At 48.4% G+C, this 17,219-nt stretch carries 12 protein-coding genes; 7 read left to right on the top strand and 5 right to left on the bottom strand.

The features are described from left to right. Positions 1-2: 2 nt before the first annotated feature. The gene (gene bshA / locus M4J38_RS19040) at positions 3-1,133 is read right to left on the bottom strand and encodes an N-acetyl-alpha-D-glucosaminyl L-malate synthase BshA (RefSeq protein WP_251761400.1); all 1,131 of its coding nucleotides are present in this window, start codon (positions 1,131-1,133) and stop codon (positions 3-5) included. 211 nt (positions 1,134-1,344) lie between these two features. Between bshA and M4J38_RS19035 the strand changes: the two genes are divergently transcribed. From M4J38_RS19035 to M4J38_RS19005, 7 genes are all read left to right on the top strand, one after another. Then, positions 1,345-1,719: a hypothetical protein gene (locus M4J38_RS19035; protein WP_251761399.1), complete on the top strand. Its 375-nt coding sequence runs from the start codon at positions 1,345-1,347 to the stop codon at positions 1,717-1,719. 5 nt (positions 1,720-1,724) lie between these two features. Then, on the top strand, positions 1,725-2,648 hold the full coding sequence (locus tag M4J38_RS19030; RefSeq protein ID WP_251761398.1) for an LD-carboxypeptidase: 924 nt from the start codon (positions 1,725-1,727) through the stop codon (positions 2,646-2,648). Between the two features lie 429 nt (positions 2,649-3,077). After that, a complete protein-coding gene (locus tag M4J38_RS19025; RefSeq protein ID WP_251761397.1) occupies positions 3,078-4,019 on the top strand; it encodes a hydrogen peroxide-inducible genes activator in 942 nt (313 codons plus the stop codon). A gap of 65 nt (positions 4,020-4,084) precedes the next feature. Beyond that, on the top strand, positions 4,085-4,696 hold the full coding sequence (locus M4J38_RS19020) for a trimeric intracellular cation channel family protein (RefSeq protein WP_251761396.1): 612 nt from the start codon (positions 4,085-4,087) through the stop codon (positions 4,694-4,696). An 80-nt stretch (positions 4,697-4,776) separates the two neighbouring features. Further along, positions 4,777-5,631, top strand: coding sequence for a polysaccharide deacetylase family protein (locus tag M4J38_RS19015; RefSeq protein ID WP_251761395.1), 855 nt, complete (start codon positions 4,777-4,779; stop codon positions 5,629-5,631). Between the two features lie 153 nt (positions 5,632-5,784). Further along, positions 5,785-7,668, top strand: a complete 1,884-nt coding sequence (locus tag M4J38_RS19010) for a TlpA disulfide reductase family protein (protein ID WP_251761394.1) — start codon at positions 5,785-5,787, stop codon at positions 7,666-7,668. Between the two features lie 130 nt (positions 7,669-7,798). Beyond that, entirely contained in the window at positions 7,799-8,464 is a 666-nt protein-coding gene (locus M4J38_RS19005; RefSeq protein ID WP_251761393.1) for a Uma2 family endonuclease, read from the top strand. Positions 8,465-8,576: 112 nt separating this feature from the next. Here M4J38_RS19005 and M4J38_RS19000 read toward each other — a convergent pair whose 3' ends face one another. From M4J38_RS19000 to M4J38_RS18985, 4 genes are all read right to left on the bottom strand, one after another. Then, positions 8,577-9,371 (bottom strand): TIGR00266 family protein, encoded by a 795-nt coding sequence (locus M4J38_RS19000; RefSeq protein WP_251761392.1) that lies wholly within the window; start codon positions 9,369-9,371, stop codon positions 8,577-8,579. A 27-nt stretch (positions 9,372-9,398) separates the two neighbouring features. After that, the gene (locus M4J38_RS18995; RefSeq protein WP_251761391.1) at positions 9,399-11,660 is read right to left on the bottom strand and encodes a DUF3857 domain-containing protein; all 2,262 of its coding nucleotides are present in this window, start codon (positions 11,658-11,660) and stop codon (positions 9,399-9,401) included. 9 nt (positions 11,661-11,669) lie between these two features. Further along, the gene (locus M4J38_RS18990; RefSeq protein WP_251761390.1) at positions 11,670-13,544 is read right to left on the bottom strand and encodes a transglutaminase domain-containing protein; all 1,875 of its coding nucleotides are present in this window, start codon (positions 13,542-13,544) and stop codon (positions 11,670-11,672) included. Between the two features lie 65 nt (positions 13,545-13,609). Further along, positions 13,610-17,200 (bottom strand): efflux RND transporter permease subunit, encoded by a 3,591-nt coding sequence (locus M4J38_RS18985; RefSeq protein WP_251761389.1) that lies wholly within the window; start codon positions 17,198-17,200, stop codon positions 13,610-13,612. Positions 17,201-17,219: the final 19 nt, after the last annotated feature.

The raw sequence follows: 17,219 nt of genomic DNA, 5'->3' as shown, positions 1-17,219 counted from the left end.
AGTTAGGGTAAACATTTCACGAAGCGGTTGTACAACCGTTCGTATTGTGGAACGATATTACCGATATCGAATTGTTCCGCCTGTCCACGCGCATTCTGTCTGAATTGCTCCAGCATTTCTTCGTTGCTGAGTAGCTCGATGGCGAAGCCGCTCATTTCTTCCACATTACCGATGTTGCTGAGGAAGCCCGTTTTGCCATGGATATTGATTTCCGGCAGGCCTCCGGCATTCGTGGAGATCACAGGCACTCTTGTGGCCATGGCTTCCAATGCCGCCAAACCAAAACTTTCATACTCGGAAGTAAGGAGGAAAAGGTCGGAAATAGCCAGGATCTCTTCAATCTGTTCCTGCCTTCCCACGAACCGCATATCATCACAAAGGTTTAGTTCGCGGCACATGTTCTCTGCCATGGGGCGCTCAGGGCCGTCGCCAACGAAAAGTAATTTGCTGGGCACTTTCTCCCTGATCTTCGCGAAAATGGCCACCACATCCTGAACACGTTTGATCTTCCTGAAGTTGGAGGCGTGCAGGATGATCTTTTCGCCGTTCGGCGCGATCACTTTCCGGAAAGCATCGATCGGCTTTTTGGAAAAGCGGCTCACGTCCACGAAGTTGTGGATCACATCTATCTCCTTTTCAATTTTGAAGGAACGGTAGGTTTCGTCCCGGAGATTCTGAGATACCGCCGTGATGGCATCGCTCTCGTTGATGGAAAAAGTCACCACGGGCGCATAGGTTTTGTCCCTGCCCACCAGCGTAATATCGGTTCCATGCAGCGTGGTAATCACGGGAATATTCTTGCCGCTTTTCAGCAGAATCTGTTTCGCCATAAAAGCCGCGGATGCGTGGGGAATGGCATAATGCACGTGCAGCAGGTCTATGCTGTTGTTCGTGATCACATCCACCATCGTGCTGGCCAGTGCCGTTTCATAAGGAGGGAAATCGAACAACGGATACGTGGGTACCCGAACTTCGTGGTAAAATATATTTGCGTTGAATTCTATAAGCCTGACCGGTTGCTGGTAAGTGATGAAATGAACCTGGTGTCCCTTATCCGCCAAAGCCTTTCCTAATTCCGTTGCCAGTACGCCGCTCCCACCAAAAGTGGGGTAACAAACTATTCCTATGCGCATTTTTACAAATTGAGAGGGTAAAGTAAGTACAATTTTCAATACAAAATGTTCGGAACCCGCCATCCGTATTTTAGCGGAAGTGCAGCGCAGGAAAACACCGCGGTATCCATGTATTTAAACGATTGATCCTTTTGAACGCAAACCGCGTGCGATTTTATAGTAGATTTATCCCGGATTTGACAAACACCAAAAAGTCCTTCAAATAACAGGCATGAAAAAGATCATACTCATTTTTATCGCGCTCGTGGTGGTAGTGGTGGGTGGCATTATATACTGGCGCTATTACCGTGTTTTCGGAGAAGGTGTGAAAACCGGCGTACTGAACTATATGGTAAGAAAAGGCGATGTGTTCAAAACCTACGAAGGAAAACTGATCCAGGAAGGTATCCGTTCGCGAACGCCCGGGGCCATTCAGTCTTATGAATTTGATTTTTCGGTTACCGATCCAAAACTGGCGCAGCAACTGATGGCCAACAGCGGCAAGGAATTCGATCTTCACTATAAAGAATACCATGCGGCCGTGCCATGGAGGGGTTTCAGTGTGTTTATTGTTGACAGCATCGTGGCCATGCGTACCCAGAAATGACCCTTATGATGGAACAATGTAAAGCGCCCGCCCCTTTGCAACCTGGCGATACCATTGGTATGGTTTGTCCCGCAGGATTTATGGACCTGTCACGTATGGAAGATTGCTTCCGCGCTTTGGAACGCTGGGGCCTGAAAGTGAAAAAAGGAAGAACGCTGGAAAGCAGTTCCGACAACTATTTTTCCGGAACCGATGAAGAACGGCTTTCTGACCTGCAGGAGATGCTGGATGATCCCTCGGTTAACGCGATGCTCTTTGGAAGAGGCGGCTACGGCACCAGCCGGATACTGGATCAGATAGATTTCAGTTCCTTCCTGCGGCATCCAAAATGGATCGTGGGTTTCAGTGATATCACCGCCTTGCATTGCCACCTGCAACAGCAATTCAACATAGCGTCCATTCATGGCCCCATGGCCGCCGCATTCATAGGAGAAGGCGCGTCATCCGACTCCGTGCATACCCTGCGAAACGCCCTTTTCCGGAAAGGGTACGATTACGCCGTTGCGCCGAATGGGCTTAACCGGGAAGGGGTGGCCGAAGGCGTTCTTATCGGCGGAAACCTCGCACTGCTGGCGCACCTCGTGGGCACTCCTTCCGACCCGGATTATACCGGGAAGATACTTTTTATAGAAGATATCGGGGAATACCTTTACAGCATTGACCGTATGCTGATTCAACTGCAACGTGCCGGTAAACTACAAGGACTTGCCGGAATGATCGTTGGGGGATTTACGGACATGAAAGATACTACGCGTCCATTCGGACAAACCATCAAAGCGTTAATCCAGGAAAAACTGGAGGGCTATACCTTCCCTGTTTGTTATGATTTCCCCGTGAGTCATGGTGAACATAACTATGCATTGAAATGCGGACTATGGCACCGCCTGGAAGTGCGGGAAAAGGAAGTAAATCTGGTTACAGCAGGATAGTGGTTACACTGACCTTTTCCCCGAAAAATACCGTTGGTTATAACGGAAAACAACGGGGTTGTCATCGGTCTACCGCGCGTTTTCACCTTGCACCTGCGCAGGCTTCTTCATGCTGAATTTCATTTTAAAAAGCTGAAACAGTTTTTTAACTGTAAGAATGGTTGTTAAAATACCCAACTGCTAAAAGTAAACACCATTAAAAAGAGGCTCTCTCAAAAATTAAATGAACCCGCTGAGAATAGCATAAACGAAAATTATATCCATCAGAGGGACCCGAATAAAGAGAGGGTGTATCGCACTCTTGATACACCCTCTCTTTTCATTTATAGTTTTCTCATAACCGCGGAACAAGCCAAAATTGCACCCCTTTCAGCAATAACCCAAATTGATATTCACCATATCTAAATAGATTCGGTCTATATTTGCAATATGACACTCACGCAACTGGAATATATCGTAGCCGTGGACACTTACCGCCATTTCGCCACGGCGGCGGAACATTGTTATGTGACGCAACCCACGCTCAGTATGCAGATACAGAAACTGGAGCACGAACTTGGCATTAAGATATTCGACAGAAGCAAACAACCCGTGGTGGCCACGGATATCGGGGAAGAAGTGATTATACAGGCACGGAAAATCCTCAATGAAAGTAAGCTCCTGGAACAGATCGTAAGCGACAGGAAAGGGTTGTTGCAGGGAGAACTGAAACTAGGGATCATTCCTACGCTCGCGCCCTATCTCCTCCCCCTGTTCATTCCCCAGTTCACTAAAAAATACCCCTCCGTAAAGCTCAAAATATCTGACCTCACCACCTACCAGATCATTGAGCAGCTTCGCAACGGCAGACTGGACGCCGGGTTACTGGTGACACCGCTCAACGATGCCGGAATCAGGGAATACCCGCTGTTCTACGAGGAAATGGTCGCTTACGTTTCCCGCTCCAGCGCGGCTTTCAAAAAAACCTATGTACTGCCCGACGATTTAGACGGCTCCAAACTCTGGTTGCTGGAAGAAGGACATTGCTTCCGCACACAAATTATGAACCTCTGTGAATTGAAGAAACAATCGGCCCACAGTGTAAGTTTCGAATATGAAGCAGGCAGTATTGAAACCCTCCGCAAAATGGTGGAGATCAACAGCGGGGTCACTGTTCTGCCCGAACTCGCCACACTGGACCTTTCCGCCAAACAAATGAGCTTGCTGCGGCATTTCAAATCGCCGGCCCCCATGCGGGAAGTAAGCCTGGTGATCCACCGGGATTTCGTGAAAAGAAGGCTTATTGAAGTGCTGCGGGAAGAAATTCTGGCCGGGTTGCCCGCGAAGATCAAAAAGAACGGGGCGAAACGGGTGGTGCCGGTAATGAAGTAGTTTCTCGCAACGGCACTACGACGCAACGTTAAGCGAATGCTGAATCCATATATCTTTAAGTTAATATGCAAGTACCGTATTATATCGATCTGCTTGGAACATTTGTCTTTGCACTCTCGGGTGCACTGGCGGCGTATGGTAAATTATTGTACCGTGATCTTTTCGGGATATCTTTTACCGCCTTCATCACAGCGATCGGCGGCGGTACATTAAGAGACATCACCCTCGGGGTGCACCCGCTTGCCTGGGTGGCCGACGGCAATTACCTGATCGTGATCTTCCTGGGTGTACTCACCGCGGTTTCCTTCCGGAAAACACTGTTGCGACTCCGCAAAACCTTGTTCCTGTTCGATTCCATCGGTATCGGACTGTACACCATCCTCGGCGTTCAGAAATCACTCAGTTTCGGCGTACATCCTTTGGCGGCAATCATACTGGGCATGTTCTCCGCCGTATTCGGCGGGGTGATCCGGGATACCCTGGTGAACGAAATCCCCCTCATCTTCCGGAAAGAAATATACGCCACTGCGTGTCTTGCGGGCGCGATCGTATTTGTAGTGATGAACCGGTTCGGCATCAGTGCCAACATCAGTTCCATCACCGGTATCCTGGTGATTATCGCCATCCGTATCGTTTCCGTTCAATACCGCATCTCCCTTCCAAGGATTGAAGACTAGATTTTGATTACCGTTAACAACAAAAATTTGCATCATCCATTCCTTCCAATGTACCTTTACGGTCAAATCAGTATTGGTATATGGACCACCCCGATGAAGGGCTGAAAGGCAGTCGCTTCCCCTATCTTATCCTCCTGCTCCTCGTGTACGGAGCATTTTCCTGTAAACAACCGCTCCGCAAAATGGCCGGGTTCTCCGAACAGGCTGTAGATTCCCTTCAGGCCTCCGTTCCCGATGGAACTTTGTTGCCAACAGATACACCCGACCACCGAAAAGTGATTTACCTGAGTTTTGATGATGGTCCCAACAACGGCACGCGTGTGGTCCACAACATCCTTCGGCAGGAGCAGGTTCCCGCTACCTTTTTCCTGATCGGCATACATGCTTTTGGAAGTCCTTTTCAGCATAAAATGCTGGAAGAGTTGAAACAGGATCCATCTTTGCTACTTTGTAACCACAGCTTTACCCATGGCTTCAGGAACAAATATGAACTGTATTACAACCACCCGGATTCCGTAGTGAAAGATTTCAGGCGGAATGCGGACAGCCTTCATTTTTCCAACAACATCGCCCGGACCCCCAGCAGCAATATCTGGCGGCTTCCGAAAGTTTACGGCGACTATTACAAAAGAAGAAAACCGGCCGCCGATTCCCTCTCCAACGCCGGCTTCCAACTCGTGGGCTGGGATTGGGAATGGAGCTACAACAGCAAATTCGAGTTAAAGCAAACCGCAGACGAACTCTTTAACGAGATCAGCGGTCTTTTTAAACAGAACGGCACGAAAATAAAGGACCATCTTGTGCTGCTCGCGCACGACCATACCTTCACCGATGCCACGGATTCCACGCGCCTGATCAGCTTTATTCAGAAAGTGAAGGCCTCCGGTGAATACCGGATCGCATTGCTGAACCACTACCCTGGTTTGGAAAACTAACACCCTCATTTTGCCATTGCAAAGTTCCCCTACCGGAAAATCACCAAGTTTCCCGGCGTGAATACACCGTACCCGGTGGCACCGCTATAGCGGTGCCACCGGGTACCCGTTTTTTTCCGTACATTCGGGGATACCATTAACTTATTTAGCACCATGAAAAAACTCCTTGCGGCAGCGTTGCTCGTATTTCCGGGCACCTCCCTTCTTGCACAACAACCCACGTATTCAGCGCTTACCATTCTTCCTGAAGAGCCTACACCCGGCAGTACCATCACCGTCAATTACAATCCGAAAGGAACCCCGTTGGAAAAATCAAAACAAGTTTCGTTATCGTATTACACTTTTGGGAAGAAATCGGTAGCCGATGATATCGTACTGAAAAAAAGCGGTTCTTCCTGGACCGGAACCTTTATATTGCCCGATTCCGGTGACGCCTTCGTACTCAAACCCTTCAGCGGAAAGGATGTGGACGGCAACGATAAAAAAGGTTATGCCTTTTTTGTATTCGAAAAGCCCGGAACACCACTCAAAGATGGCTACAATTCAATGAGCAATATTTACAGCGGGATGGCCTGGCAAACTGGTATTGAACCCGACAGTAAAAAATCTGCGCATTACAAGCACAAATTCTATGAAGGTTCCGAGTTAAAAAACATGAAGAAATTCAGTGAAAAACTCGATTACCTCACGTATAAAAAAGATACAGCCGGCGTATTCAACCTGTTCAGCACCATGCCCGCCGATACTTCCGCGAAAGAGCAGGATTACAGCCAGGCCGCCTACCTTGCCGGCAGAATGAAGAACAAACCTGTTGCTGCATTGCTGGCCGAAGTACAGAAACTGAAGTACCCCGATGGCATGATGGTCAAACAGGAAGTGTATAAGGAGTACAATGCCGCCAAATCGGTAAAGGATAAGCTGGCTGTGATAGAAGCTTTCAAAAAGAAATATCCGGGAGACGCCACCGCGGAAATGATGGCTTCGAACATGCAGGCCAATCTTACCATGATGATCGCGAAAGAAAATGGTATCGATGCGGCAATAGCCAACGTTCCAGCTTCTTCAAAAGGCGCCGCGCTGGCCAATACGTACAACAGCATCGCCTGGCAGAATTGTCTCGCAGACAAAGACATTGATAAATCCGCTGAACTCTCTGCAAAATCTCTCCAGATTATACAGGATGAAATGCGCACCATGGCCGCCAAGCCGGTGAATATGCCGCCTTCTCAGTACAAACAAAACCTGGAGCAGAGCTATGGCATGTTTTCCGATACTTACGCGTTCCTCCTGCACAAACAGGGCAAACACAAAGACGCCCTGAAGTACCAGGAAATAGCCATTCAGACCAATAAAGACCCCGAAATGCTGGAGCGCTACACTTTGTTCCTTGAAAAAGCAGGCAATCCCGCAAAGGCATTGAAAGAACTGGAAGCCAATGTTAAAGCAGGCAACCAGACATCGGCGATGAAGGAGCAACTGAAACGCCTGTACGAAGCAAAAGGTAAGAACGATTTCGACACTTACTTCACCGCATTGGCAGCAGAAGCCAGGAAGAAAAAAATGGAAGAAATCCGCAAAAGTATGATCGACGAAGCAGCCCCCACTTTTGCACTAAATGATGTTTCCGGGAAAAAAGTAAGCCTGAATGAACTGAAAGGAAAAGTAGTGGTGGTGGATTTCTGGGCCACCTGGTGCGGCCCCTGCATCGCTTCTTTCCCCGCCATGAACAAAGCGCAGAACAAATACAAAGATGATCCTAACGTTGTTTTCCTTTTCGTGAACACCTGGGAAAACAATGTGGAAGATAAAAAGAAGAACGTGGAAGACTTTATGAAAGGCAAACCCTACGCTTTCAATACTATTCTCATGGACAATGAAAGCACGATGGTATCCGACTTTAAAGTAAACGGCATTCCTACGAAATTCGTACTGGATAAAAACGGCAGAATCCGTTTCAAAGCGGTTGGCTTCAACGGTAAAGAAGAAGAAACTGTAGAGGAGCTTTCCACCATGATAGAACTGGCAGGAAAATCATAAGCGTTTAAAATAGTTATTGGAGAAGGATCACAGCAATGTGGTCCTTTTTTATTTTCAGAAAATATGTACATTTGATTTCCCACCACAAACAAACGCCACCACTTATTTATTCATTTAAACCAACTGTTCCATGAACGAGTTTTTTGAACCCGTGCTGGCGCTGAAAGATGGCGTTGCCCTGCACGAAGAGGATGGCATCGTACACAAATCCGTAACGTACTGTACGGAGGAAGAGTACCTTCATTTCGACCAATCTTGTGTCCACAAACATGAGTATTTTAACGGGTGCCTGGTACAGATGCCTGGCGCTTCTTACGAACACAATTCCGTAGTCGTAAACTTGATCTGGTACCTGCAAAGCCTTTTAAGGGAAACCAATTTTATCACCATGCCTTCCGACATTAAAGTAGCGGCGCCGGATATGCGCACTTTCTTTTACCCCGACGTGAGCATCATCAAAGATGCACCCGTTTTCAGGAAGGGTGATTTCGATGTGGTACTGAACCCCGTGGTTGTGATTGAAGTATTGTCTAAAGGCAGTAAGGAACGCGATTTCATTCTGAAGTTTGAAAAATACAGTCAGATTCCATCGCTGAACGAATACATTGTGGTGGATTCAAATTCCTGTTATGTACGGGTGGCCAAACGGCCGGAAACAGGAGATTGGCGCTTCGGCGATGCGATTATCGATATCAATGGGTCTTTCCACATTGCCGCCATCGATAAAGAAATTCCGCTCAATGAAGTGTACCGGAGGGTGGTATTTAAGAAACGGAGAAAAAGACCAGGCCTCTGAGTGTATTAATGCAAGCTGACGCTGAAATAAATACTAGATAAAAAAGAAAAGCCATAGGTGATACTCCGTTGTATCGCCTATGGCCCCAGATTTCTTTTATTACAATGCGGTCCTACCATCCATCTCCATCCAGCATGTTCCCCATTCTGCCGAGGATACTGCCTTCTTCCTTCCTGTTCACCGTTCCGTAAGAGATAATTCTACTTGCCAAACGACTGATCGGCAATGTTTGTATCCACACCTTTCCTGGACCGCGCAATGTCGCAAAGAACAAGCCCTCTCCTCCAAAAATAGAATTGCGGATGCCGCCTACAAACTGGATATCATAGTCGATGGTTTGGGTGTACGCCACCAGGCAGCCTGTATCTATTTTCAGCATTTCGCCGGGCTGGAGTTCCCTTACCAAAACGTGTCCGCCCGCATGTACGAACGACATGCCATCTCCTTCCAGCTTCTGCATGATGAATCCTTCGCCGCCAAAAATACCGGTACCGAGTTTGCGCTGGAATTCAATGCCAACACTAACGCCTTTGGCGGCACAAAGGAAAGCATCTTTCTGACAGATCACTTTTCCACCCAGTTCAAACAGGTCGAGCGGAATGATCTTCCCGGGATAAGGCGAAGCGAAACTTACTTTCTTTTTCCCGTAACTGGCATTGGTGAAGGCGGTCATGAACAAACTTTCACCGGTGAGCAGGCGTTTTCCCGCAGACATCAGTTTACCGAGGATGCCGCTTCCCTGCTGCTGGGAACCATCGCCAAAGATGGTCTGCATCTGGATGCCATCGTCCATCATCATAAAACTTCCGGCTTCCGCCACAGCAGTTTCCTGGGGATCCAGCTCCACTTCCACATACTGCATTTCTTCCCCGTAAATCCTATAGTCTATTTCGTGATTCGTGCGCATGATTTTTTTTGCTAAAATACCTAATTCCTAAATTTTTTTGAGCAGTAACTTCTGATCTTTGAAGGCTACGGCTTTGTCCATCATTTCCAGCAACGCCGGCCATTCTTCGGCTTTCAGGAAAGATTTCCGATACCCTTTTTCTATTTTAAGGATCAGCTTGTTTCCTTCTATATTTCCCTTAGCACTGAACCAACCCGTGGCATTATTCACCGTGGTTTGTATGTTATCAAGCCCTTCCACAGTGTACCCTTTTGGAATCTCCAGTTCCACCACATGCATAAAAGAACGCGCGTAGGGCATATAAACATCATCTTTGCGGTTGCGTTGCTCATCTTTGATGTCCAGTTGTCCGCCCACCAATGCGCCCAGGTCGATCAGGTAGTTTTCTCCTGCACGTTTTGTAATGTTATCCAGTTTGAATTCCGTATCATAAATGAATTCGGGTTGCGTATGGCGAATTCCCGATTGCTTCACTTTCCATTGGGTAACGGCAACAGGTTTCACACCAAACTGGTCGTTGATTTCCTGCGTAAAAACTTCCTTCATCCCCGCTCTGGCTTTCTTCATGGCCAATTTGTATTCTTCGGCCAACGCTTTTGTTTTGCGGTTGGACTCCAGGTCCTCCACGAAGTTCTTTTCCAGACCAAAGGCGGCTCTTTCTTCGTTGCAAAAATCCTCATACAAAAGCAGCTCTTGTTGCATCGGCGCTCTGAAATGCCCGGTAAGTACGGTGTTTCTTTTTACGTTCACCTGTGACAGATCATTGTCGGGGAAACTCAACTGAAGATGCTCCAGGTGATGATTGTTGATCGCTTTTTCGAAGGGGACCGTCACCTTTCCGGTACCCATGGCCTGTTTCTGGTAATTCTTCCATACTACCCTGGTACTGAGGCCAGGCGCTTCCTGGTTCTCATAATGGTAAGGCACCGCACCCGCGTTGGTAAACAGGGTTTCCATGGAGTACAACTGGTCGCTGCTCCTGTAAGGTTTGATCATTATAGTGAGGTCGGAAGACAGGAAAATATCTTCTTCCCTCGGACCATATTTGGACGTAAAGGCATACACTTCGGGTTGCAGACCGAACATCTTCAACAACTCACTATATACCAGCAGACAATAGTTTTCATTGATAGAACGGGCATTCGCTGAAGGGTCCACAGGGCGTATTTCCTTTTTGTCCTCATCGTCATAAAACAATACGTAACGCATGGCGTAGAAGATATGAGCGGCAAGGCTGTCGTCAGGAATTTTTCCATTCTTTTTCTGATAAGACCTGAGTAACCCGTTCACATTGGTGTAAAGCATCGTGAAGGCGCCCATCGCTTTTTGTGTGGCCATATTGGTCACGTCCGCTGCAATCTCTTTGTACAGTTCCTCCCGGTCCACTTTATCATTTAAGTTCCCTGGTTTTTGGCGCGGCGTTCTTGTTACGGAATTTTTCATCAGTCCACCGACACCAGGAATCAGGTGCAATCTTATGATAGGCAATTGCCTGTAACTGGAAAACCAAAGCCCTGTGGGGTGGGCATTCACATCGGCGACACTGGCGGAAAACTCCCAGTCGTCTTCCAAATCCGATACCTTCAATTTAGGCGCGCCATTCACACTGATGTGCTCCAGCGCGAACTTTTTGCTGACGATGCCATGCAGGGAGTAATGCAGCACGGGCACCTCGTCGGCCAGCACATAAGCCAGCGGAAGCGTTCTTGCACTGGCAACATCATTGGCGCGTTTGTACAACTGAATATAATAATCCAGTATATCGCCAATTTCAAGTCCGGGAATAGCCAGTTTTGCTTCGCGGTTCTTTTTTTCATCCACTGTGAATACCGTTTCATCGGCATCCACTTCCTTCATGGACCCATCCGGTTTGATGATGCGCACCCCCACAAAAGAGATCACATCACTTTTTTCAAAGCTTGATTTTTTGCCTTCATATGCGGTATAGTTGATGGAGGAATAACTCTCCAACGCAGCCTTGTCCTGTATTTTAACCCGTTCCCTGAATGTACGGACGATTGTTTTCTCTTTTGAAACGGCCATGGAGATGCCATAGTAGTGGACCTTATTCCGGGCACTGGCTTCCACTTCATTGTGGCGCGCGATCACCACATAAGAAAACTTCTTAGCGCTATCGGGCACTTTTGTTGCTTTAAAAGCTTTGATGTCCCAGTTCCATACTTCATTACGAACTTCCTCCGAACGTTTTTTGTACTCCTCTTTTGAGCTTTGTGCGCATAGGGATAAAACGGAAAACAGAAGGGTCAGTGATCCAATAAACTTTTTCATGTAAAGGGGTTATGATCGGGTAAGAATAACTTGTTCGTTGTAGTATTTTTTCAGTGCGGAAATGTCTTCGTTCCATTGAACGATGTTTTTTAACGGCAGGCGCGTTTGCGATAAACTGATCTTCTTTTTGTACAGCAGGCCGCCTTTTTCAGCCATGGCCGTGATGGTGATCGCATAGCCTGGTCTTTGCACTGAAAAGGCTTTGGGCGTTGATTTCAGTGTATAGCCTTCCGGGAAGGAGAAGAAGGTTTGTTGTTCAATATTGTATTTATAGGGAAACTCATAGTCGGCGGTCCTTTTGGTGGTATCGATGCTTGCTGAAGCGAATTCTTTCCTGAAATCCGGCTCAAAATATATTTCTTTTCCGAAGGAAGAAGCGGCCTCTTTCCATTCGAATGTATACCCTCCGTCAAGGTTACCAGACCAATTGTCCAGCGAAGGCTTCTTCAGCCCGGACAATACAAATCCTTTGCGGTTCTCGCGGAAATAATCTACCAGCATTTTCTCCTGCTCCTCTTTAGAAAAGGAGTGCAGGGCCGAAAGCAACCCTGATTTCGATTCGCCGCGCCAGGTGAACTTTGTGTTTCCTTTAAAGTCGGTTCCATTGATCACAATTTCGGAAACCTCTGATTTCGTATTCTGGGTGAAATCTCTTTCGGGAACTTTTTCGAGAAGAAATCCTTCCCCGTCTTCTATTAATACCTGCCGCCCCTGGATGCGTTGCGCATACTCTTCCCATCCGATGAAACTTTCCGTGCCATCCAGGAAAAAAGTTTTCCCTTCTGATTTCACGGCACAGATCATGTGATTGTCCACGCACAACGAAGGCGTACTGTAATCGTAAGCGAGGTGGTTCGTGCCGATCCAGCACAACCGCGCATCCACACCGGAAGCTTTCAGCAACGACCGGGTAAGGTTAGCCATACCCTTGCAATCACCATATTTTTTCTGCAATACCTGCTCCGCTTCCATGGGCCTGAATCCGGCGATGCCGTTCTCGAACGCGATGTAACGGATATTGTCCTGCACCCAATGCAAAACCCGTTTCATTTTTTCAACCGGATCGGTGGCGCCATTGGTTATTTCACGGGCCTTCGCTTCAATAGCCGGCGTACTGATGGTTAACCCCTTTACCAATGAATGGTACCATTTGTATTGATCCGGCAAAGTGGCAAAGTACTTTACGGTACCCGTTTCCACCGCGGCTTCCTGGGTAAGCAACATCAGGTGGGGATACACATGGCTGGGACCCGGCATGCCCGGCTGTTTTTTCTGCGCCGGAATATTTTTCAATGTATAGGTATGTACCTGTGCGCCTGTGTTTTTCCCTGTACCGGGTTGTACCGATTTTTCAATGGTTACGCCCTCCATGTTGCGCTCGCGTATTTCCAGTTTCATCCAGGCGGGAACAACGATCTCCACTTTTTTCATTTCCACCGGAAGGCTTTCGGGGAAATAGACCGTGGTGAAATACTTGGGATCGAGAATGGTTTTTTTGAGCTCCACCGCTGTTTCAGAACCTTTCTTTTCCAGCGGAACCTCAAAAAAATACACCCTTGCATCGGAGAAGAAAATATCATCTACGGAATAGTATTCGTCCCGCACTTTCAAGCCTTTCAGTTTTTTCCCGGAAACATGCACTTCCGCCGCGTCTACACGACTTTGCTCATTGTAAAACTCCACATAAGGAACAACCCCACGGGTGGCGTCGCACCTGTACCTGGTAAAAAAATGCTGTTTCACATGAACGGGATTGTCTTTATCGCCCTTCGCGAATTCGTACCGTTCAATGCGTTCGGCCATCACAATATCATCATCCGGGGTTTGCGCGGTAACCGTAAAAGATACCACGGAAAGGAGTAAGGCTAAAAAAGGAGTTTTCATATATCTCGCGTGAAATGCAATGATATATGAAAACTCCTTAATTGTTCAATTATTGTGCGGAATATTTAGAACCAGCTTCCGGTCCATTTCTTACCCACGGCACCGCCAAGTCTTCTTTCCCTTCTGGCCACGGCCCTTCTGTGCGCGAACATGGTGATGAACATCAGTGGCAGGAACAGGAGGGTGAACGGCGGAATGCCCAGGAACGATACCCATTTGCCCCCGTACATCCTGCGCATGGGCCTTTTCAGGCGCTCCGCGATAAGGTACATACTGGGCACGATCAGCAGGGTCATGAAGAACGCCAGGATCAACCCGAATATGATGGTCCAGGAAAGTGGTTTCCAGAACACGGCGTTGTCGCCTCCGAAGAAGATGTTCGGGTTCAGTTCCGAGAACATCCTGATAAAGTCGATGTTGAAGCCCACCGCGATGGGGATGAAACCGAGGATAGCGGCCACCGCCGTAAGCAATACGGGGATGATCCTGGTTTTACCGGCTTCTATTACCGCATCCCTGGTTTTGACACCACGCCCACGGAGTTCATCGGCGAATTCAATCACCAGGATACCGTTTTTCACCACGATACCCGCAAGCCCCACGATACCGATACCCGTCATTACAACCGAAAGCGTCATCCCGGTGATGGCGAAGCCCAGCAATACACCGATGATACTGAACACGATCTCGGTAAGGATGATCACTGGTTTACTGATGGAGTTGAACTGGAGCACGAGGATAAAGAGTATCAGCATCAGCGCGATCAGCATGGCGTTTCCGAGGAATGCGCCCGTCTCGGCCTGTTGTTCCCCTTCACCTGTTTGTTTGATGGTCACACTTTCGGCAGGTTTGCGGAAACGATCAATATATCCTTTGATCTCCTGGTTCACACCGGTAGGCGTATAGCCCTGGGTGAGCAATACATTCGACGTAAGGGTAATGGTCCGCTTCTGTTTTTTGCGGATCACACTTCCAAGGGTACTGGTGTAGTCCACTTTCACGAGTGAACTGAGCGGAATACTTTTGAAACCACCCGTGGCCATATCGCGGAAATAGATGTTCATGTTCAGCAGGTCCACGAGGTTCTTGCGTTGCACTTCCAGGTTGCGGAGCTGTATTTTGTATTCTTCTTCTCCTTCTTTGATCTTGGTGAGTTCCCTTCCGAAGAGGGCGGTACGGAGTTGCATCCCGATCTGGGCCGTGGAAACACCTTCGCTCAGGGCGCGCTCCCGGTCAATAGTAAGCGCTATTTCCGGGTTGGTGAGGTCCACGTCCATTTTCAGTTCTTCCACACCCGGAACACGGATGGAGTCGAGGTAGTTCTTCAATGCCACGGAGGTTTTGATCAGGTCATCGAAGTTCTCGCTCGCGATCTCAATGTTTACGGGCGGCTCGGTGGGCGGACCACCCTGCTCCTGGTCAACGGATATTTCAGCGCCGGGAATCCCTTTCATCACGGCACGGATGGAGTCAAGATAAGGCGCGGAGGATCTGCCATGTCTCTTTTCGAATTCCACGAAGGAAACCTGGATACGTCCTCTTTCTGGACGCGTACTTCTGTCGCCGCTCATCGGATCACTCGCGCCCACGGCGATATTCGTGATCACACTTTCCACCATCGGGTTCTCTTTGCCGTTTTCCATATCCAACACCTTATACACCCTTGATTCGAGTTGTTTGGTGATGGAATCGGTGTACTTCACATCGGTACCCACAGGCAGTTTGAGGTACACAAAAATCTGGTTGGGATCGCCGCTGGGGAAGAACACCACCTGCACCCTTCCCGTGGAAGTGGCGATGCCGAATACGATAAACGAAAAGATCAGCAATCCGAAGGTGCCTACCAGCAGCCAAACGGGGCGCCAGCCTTTCAATGCCCAACGCAGCGCCGTTTCATACCTGCGCATGATGCCCGGCAATACCTTGTTCTGGAAAGAATGGATCCAGCCATCCAGCACATATACGTTGAAGATGGACAATATTACAATGAACAGGATCAGGTTGCCAAGGAAAGTAAAGCCAAAGAGATCAAGCAGTATGCCGATCGCCACGGCGATCCAGAACAACGGCTTTCTGAAAATATCCGACTTCTTCTTCACGTGCCCGTCTTCCGGATGGTTCATGAAGTCCACGGCGAACACCGGGTTCATGATGAACGCCACGATCAGCGAAGCGGATAGTGTAAAGATGAGCATCGTTGGCAGGTAGATCATGAACTTACCAATGATGCCGGGCCAGAACAACAGGGGAATAAAGGGCGCCAATGTGGTGAGCGTTCCCGATAATACCGGCACGAACACTTCTCCCGCGGCCATTTTCGCGGCCCTGACAGGCGACATTTTACCTTTCGCTTCCACGAATATCCGGTGCGTGTTTTCAATCACCACGATGGCGTCGTCCACGATGATGCCCAACCCGAAGAGCAACGCGAACAATACGATGAAGTTCAGGGTAACGTTCGTACCCACGATAAGATCAGCGGCCGGCAGGAACATGAAGGCCACGAACATACTCAGCGGTACCGAAAGCGCCACGAAGAACGCGTTGGTAATACCCATGAAGAACATGAGGATGATGAGTACCAGGATGAACCCGATCACAATGGTGTTCACCAGTTCGTTGAAAGAAGTGCGGGTGAGCTTACTCTGGTCACCGGTGATCACCACGTTCAGGTTTTCCGGGTAGTAATTCTTTGTAAGGTCATCCACCACTTCCTTCACTGCATCGGAAGTTTCAATGAGGTTCTCCCCCGATCTTTTGATGATGTTGAGGGTGATTACTTTTTTACCATTCAAGCGCGCATAGCTCTCTGTATCCTTGATGGTATCCTTTACGGAAGCCAGGTCACGGAGATAGAGTGGCGCTCCGGTGGAGTTTCTTACCACGATCGCTTCAATATCTGCAGCTGTTTTAAGTTGTCCTTTTAACTGCAATGTGCGTTTCATGTTGCCCACTTCCAGCTGTCCGCCGGAGATATCCATATTTTCGCGGGCCACGGCGCCGGCGATATCATCGTAGGTCACATTGGCGGCCTGCATCCTGTAATTGTCCACGTTAATCTGGAACTCTCTTTCAGGCGCGCCTACCAGGTCCACACGGTTGATCATGGGCAGTTCTTCCAGCCTGTCCTGTGTTTCGTCGGCCATTTCCTTGAGCTTCATCAGTTCAAAGTCGCCGCTGATGTTCACGTACATGATGGGCTGGTCGGAGAAACTCACTTCCTGCACGGTGGGTTCCTGGGTGAGATCGGTGGGCAGATCGGTTTCTGCTTTGTCCACCGCGTCTTTCACTTTTTGCAACGCGATATCCACTTTCACATCGGTATCAAATTCCACCATGATGGCCGAGAAATCCTGTACGGAAGTACTGGTCACTTTAGTGATCTTCGCCCCGGTGATGGATTTGATCTGTTTTTCGATGGGTTGCGTTACCAGGTTCTCCATATCTTTTGGTGAGTTCCCCACATACACCGTTTGAATGTAAATGGTAGGGATCACGATATCGGGAAACTGTTCTTTGGGCAAGGTTCTGAAGAGCGTCACACCTACTACTGAGATGAACAGCATCAGCAGGTAGATGGAGGTCTTGTTGTTAATGCTCCAGGAGGTAGGTTTAAACTGCTTAAACTTACCGGATAAACTTTCTAGATGGCTCATGTATGGGCGAATAAGTTAT

Origin of the sequence: Parasegetibacter sp. NRK P23 (genome assembly GCF_023721715.1) — a bacterium.
Classification (GTDB): Bacteria; Bacteroidota; Bacteroidia; order Chitinophagales; family Chitinophagaceae; genus Parasegetibacter.
The sequence above is the reverse complement of the archived record's forward strand: the minus strand, read 5'-3'. Positions and strand labels throughout refer to the sequence as shown.

Coding starts and splice junctions, on each gene's coding strand:
- M4J38_RS19035 (WP_251761399.1), top strand. CDS start 1,345: ATGAAAAAGATCATACTCATTTTTATCGCGCTCGTGGTGGTAGTGGTG.
- M4J38_RS19005 (WP_251761393.1), top strand. CDS start 7,799: ATGAACGAGTTTTTTGAACCCGTGCTGGCGCTGAAAGATGGCGTTGCC.
- M4J38_RS19015 (WP_251761395.1), top strand. CDS start 4,777: ATGGACCACCCCGATGAAGGGCTGAAAGGCAGTCGCTTCCCCTATCTT.
- M4J38_RS18995 (WP_251761391.1), bottom strand. CDS start 11,660: ATGAAAAAGTTTATTGGATCACTGACCCTTCTGTTTTCCGTTTTATCC.
- M4J38_RS19025 (WP_251761397.1), top strand. CDS start 3,078: ATGACACTCACGCAACTGGAATATATCGTAGCCGTGGACACTTACCGC.
- M4J38_RS19000 (WP_251761392.1), bottom strand. CDS start 9,371: ATGCGCACGAATCACGAAATAGACTATAGGATTTACGGGGAAGAAATG.
- bshA (WP_251761400.1), bottom strand. CDS start 1,133: ATGCGCATAGGAATAGTTTGTTACCCCACTTTTGGTGGGAGCGGCGTA.
- M4J38_RS19010 (WP_251761394.1), top strand. CDS start 5,785: ATGAAAAAACTCCTTGCGGCAGCGTTGCTCGTATTTCCGGGCACCTCC.
- M4J38_RS18990 (WP_251761390.1), bottom strand. CDS start 13,544: ATGAAAACTCCTTTTTTAGCCTTACTCCTTTCCGTGGTATCTTTTACG.
- M4J38_RS19020 (WP_251761396.1), top strand. CDS start 4,085: ATGCAAGTACCGTATTATATCGATCTGCTTGGAACATTTGTCTTTGCA.
- M4J38_RS19030 (WP_251761398.1), top strand. CDS start 1,725: ATGATGGAACAATGTAAAGCGCCCGCCCCTTTGCAACCTGGCGATACC.
- M4J38_RS18985 (WP_251761389.1), bottom strand. CDS start 17,200: ATGAGCCATCTAGAAAGTTTATCCGGTAAGTTTAAGCAGTTTAAACCT.